This window comes from Streptomyces sp. NPDC058459 (assembly GCF_042721685.1).
Taxonomy (GTDB): domain Bacteria; phylum Actinomycetota; class Actinomycetes; order Streptomycetales; family Streptomycetaceae; genus Streptomyces.
The window spans coordinates 1-3613 of the sequence record NZ_JBHXLV010000347.1 but is presented as its reverse complement, the minus strand read 5'-3'; the positions used below and the strand labels follow the sequence as shown (position 1 = coordinate 3613).

General features: G+C 69.1%; 4 protein-coding genes. All 4 read left to right on the top strand.

Going from position 1 to position 3613, the window contains the following annotated elements; translation table 11 throughout:
- The coding region (tsf, locus tag ACFWN1_RS32305; RefSeq protein WP_384370001.1) for a translation elongation factor Ts at positions 1–780 on the top strand (780 nt) is incomplete at its 5' end.
- Positions 781–971: 191 nt separating this feature from the next.
- Positions 972–1730, top strand: a complete 759-nt coding sequence (pyrH, locus tag ACFWN1_RS32300) for a UMP kinase (protein ID WP_384369998.1) — start codon at positions 972–974, stop codon at positions 1728–1730.
- A gap of 181 nt (positions 1731–1911) precedes the next feature.
- The gene (gene frr, locus ACFWN1_RS32295; RefSeq protein ID WP_026248385.1) at positions 1912–2469 is read left to right on the top strand and encodes a ribosome recycling factor; all 558 of its coding nucleotides are present in this window, start codon (positions 1912–1914) and stop codon (positions 2467–2469) included.
- Positions 2469–3509 (top strand): phosphatidate cytidylyltransferase, encoded by a 1041-nt coding sequence (locus tag ACFWN1_RS32290; RefSeq protein WP_384369994.1) that lies wholly within the window; start codon positions 2469–2471, stop codon positions 3507–3509. The genes frr and ACFWN1_RS32290 overlap by 1 nt, the downstream gene beginning before the upstream one ends.
- Positions 3510–3613 lie beyond the last annotated feature (104 nt).

The window sequence follows — 3613 nt, the reverse complement described above, 5'->3', positions numbered from 1 at the left end:
ATGATGGACTGCAAGAAGGCGCTGGACGAGGCCGAGGGCAACGTCGACAAGGCCGTCGAGGCGCTGCGCATCAAGGGCCAGAAGGGCGTCGCCAAGCGCGAGGGCCGCTCCGCCGAGAACGGCGCCGTGGTCTCCGTCATCGCCGACGACAACTCCGAGGGTGTCATCGTCGAGCTGAAGTGCGAGACGGACTTCGTCGCCAAGGGCGACAAGTTCCAGGCCGTGGCCCAGGCCATCGCCGAGCACGTCGCGAAGACCTCCCCGGCCGGCATCGAGGCGCTCCTCGCCTCCGAGATCGAGCCCGGCAAGACCGTCCAGGCGTTCGTGGACGAGGCCAACGCCAACCTCGGCGAGAAGATCGTCCTGGACCGCTTCGCGCAGTTCACCGACGGCTACGTCTTCGCGTACATGCACCGCACCATGCCCGACCTGCCCCCGCAGATCGGTGTCCTGGTCGAGCTGGACAAGCCCAACGCCGAGGTCGCCAAGGGCGTCGCCCAGCACATCGCCGCCTTCGCGCCGAAGTACCTCTCCAAGGAGGACGTGCCGGCCGAGGTCGTCGAGTCCGAGCGTCGCATCGCCGAGGAGACCACCCGCGCCGAGGGCAAGCCCGAGGCCGCGATCGCCAAGATCGTCGAGGGTCGCCTCAACGGCTTCTTCAAGGACGCCACGGTGCTCGGCCAGCCGTACGCCCTGGACAACAAGAAGTCGGTCCAGAAGGTGCTGGACGAGGCCGGTGTCACCCTGACGCGCTTCTCGCGCATCAAGGTCGGCATCTGAGTCCGTACCGCGGTCGACGCGCGACCCCGATAGGGTCGACAGCAGTCGTCCGCGCAGACCGCCGTCCGTGAGCTAGCCGCGGGCGGCAGCAGATCTGACGAGGAGGCCATTGCCGCGCATGGGAGCTGGAGACGACCCCATCGGCAATGGCCTTCTTCGTATGTGCGACACGTGAAAGAGGCGGGATCTCCATGACCAGCAAGGCCCGGAAGAGCGACGACGGCAAAGTAAGCGGCCGATTTCTGCTGAAGCTGTCCGGAGAGGCCTTCTCCGGCGGCGGTGGCCTCGGCGTCGACCCGGACGTGGTGCACAAGATCGCCCGTGAGATCGCCGCCGTCGTGCGTGACGGCGCCGAGATCGCGGTAGTGATCGGCGGCGGCAACTTCTTCCGCGGCGCCCAGCTGCAGCAGCGCGGCATGGACCGCGCCCGCTCGGACTACATGGGCATGCTCGGCACCGTGATGAACTGCCTCGCCCTCCAGGACTTCCTGGAGAAGGAGGGCATCGACAGCCGCGTGCAGACCGCCATCACCATGGGCCAGGTCGCCGAGCCGTACATCCCGCTGCGCGCCGTGCGCCATCTGGAGAAGGGCCGCGTGGTCATCTTCGGTGCCGGTATGGGCATGCCGTACTTCTCCACCGACACCACCGCCGCCCAGCGCGCCCTGGAGATCGACGCCGAGGCGCTGCTCATGGGCAAGAACGGCGTGGACGGGGTCTACGACGCCGACCCCAAGACCAACCCGGACGCCGTCAAGTTCGACGCTCTCGGCTACGGCGAGGTCATCACCCGCGACCTCAAGGTCGCCGACGCCACCGCCGTCACGCTGTGCCGTGACAACAGCCTGCCGATCGTCGTGTTCGAGCTGCTGGCGGAGGGCAATATCGCGCGGGCCGTCAAGGGTGAGAAGATCGGCACGCTCGTGGGTGACCAGGGCAGCCGGGACTGACCGGCGACACCCCGTCCCATGGGCGCGGCCCCGTCCGGAGCACGGACGGGACGCGCCCCGGCCGGGGGATGGACAATCTCCTGCCGGTCGGGAACCGTGCAGGAAGCAGACGCGACGCAGCCGGCCGCCGCCCGATCGGGGACCGCAGCCGGGCCTCACTCAAGACACGCAGGAGCAAGTGGTGATCGAAGAGACCCTCCTCGAAGCCGAGGAGAAGATGGAGAAGGCCGTCGTGGTCGCCAAGGAGGACTTCGCCGCGATCCGCACCGGCCGTGCGCACCCGGCGATGTTCAACAAGATCGTGGCCGACTACTACGGTGCCCCGACGCCGATCAACCAGCTGGCCTCGTTCTCCGTGCCGGAGCCGCGTATGGCCGTGGTGACCCCGTTCGACAAGAGCGCGCTGCGCAACATCGAGCAGGCGATCCGCGACTCCGACCTGGGCGTCAACCCCAGCAACGACGGCAACATCATCCGCGTGGTGTTCCCCGAGCTGACCGAGGAGCGCCGCCGCGACTACATCAAGGTCGCCAAGCACAAGGCGGAGGACGCCAAGGTCTCGATCCGTTCCGTGCGCCGCAAGGCCAAGGACGCCATCGACAAGCTGATCAAGGACGGCGAGGTCGGTGAGGACGAGGGCCGCCGCGCCGAGAAGGAGCTCGACGACCTGACCGCCAAGTACGTGGCGCAGGTGGACGAGCTGCTCAAGCACAAGGAAGCGGAGCTGCTCGAAGTCTGATGAGCGACTCTTCCTGGGGGCCGCCGCCGCAGGCGGGGCAGGCCGGGTACTGGGGGCCCACCGCGGGTGGGCCTGTCCAGGGGGCTGCCACGGCGGGTCCCGCATATGACGCGCCCGCGGCGCAGCAGACTCACCTCATGCCCAGCGTGCCCGACGTACCCGCGTATGGCGGAGACCAGGACGACGACCCGATGCCCGACTCCCCGCAGCCGGTGCCCGCGCCGAAGAAGACCGCGGGCCGTGACCTGAGCGCGGCCATAGGCGTCGGCGTCGGACTCGGCGTGGTGATCATCGCCTCGCTGTTCGTCGTCAAGGCGGTCTTCGTCGGTGTCGTCGCGGCGGCGGTGGTCGTCGGACTGTGGGAGCTCTCCAGCCGGCTCCAGGAGCGCAAGGGGATCAGGGTTCCCTTGGTGCCGCTCGCGGTGGGCGGGGCGGCCATGGTGGTCGCCGGGTACGCGCGCGGTGCCGAGGGTGCCTGGGTCGCCATGGCGCTGACCGCGCTGGCCGTGCTGGTCTGGCGGATGACCCAGCCGCCGGAGGGCTACCTCAAGGACGTCACGGCCGGCGTCTTCGCCGCGTTCTACGTGCCGTTCCTGGCGACGTTCGTGGCGATGATGCTCGCCGCCGGCGACGGGCCCTGGCGGGTGCTGACGTTCCTGCTCCTCACCGTGGTCAGCGACACCGGCGCGTACGCGGTGGGCTGGCGCTTCGGCAGGCACAAGCTGGCTCCGCGCATCAGCCCCGGCAAGACCCGCGAGGGCCTGCTCGGCGCGGTGGCGTTCGCCATGGTCGCGGGCGCGCTGTGCATGCGGTTCCTGATCGACGGCGGTGCGTGGTGGCAGGGCCTGATCCTCGGCCTCGCGGTCGCGTGCAGTGCCACGCTGGGCGACCTCGGCGAGTCCATGATCAAGCGTGACCTGGGCATCAAGGACATGGGCACCCTCCTCCCCGGCCACGGGGGAATCATGGACCGCCTGGACTCCCTGCTGCCGACGGCACCGGTGGTGTGGCTGCTGCTGGTGGCGTTCGTGGGGTCCTGACACCCCGCACACGGTCCTCGGGCCCCGCTCTCCGGTCGGATGCTGTTGGTCAATTCGGGGCCTGGTGTGACGTCGGCCTTCAAGACCCGGTTGTGGTCTTGAAG

What these genes read in the sequence shown, in the direction of transcription:
- ACFWN1_RS32290 (WP_384369994.1), top strand. Translation starts at nt 2,469, where the DNA reads ATGAGCGACTCTTCCTGGGGGCCGCCGCCGCAGGCGGGGCAGGCCGGG.
- pyrH (WP_384369998.1), top strand. Translation starts at nt 972, where the DNA reads ATGACCAGCAAGGCCCGGAAGAGCGACGACGGCAAAGTAAGCGGCCGA.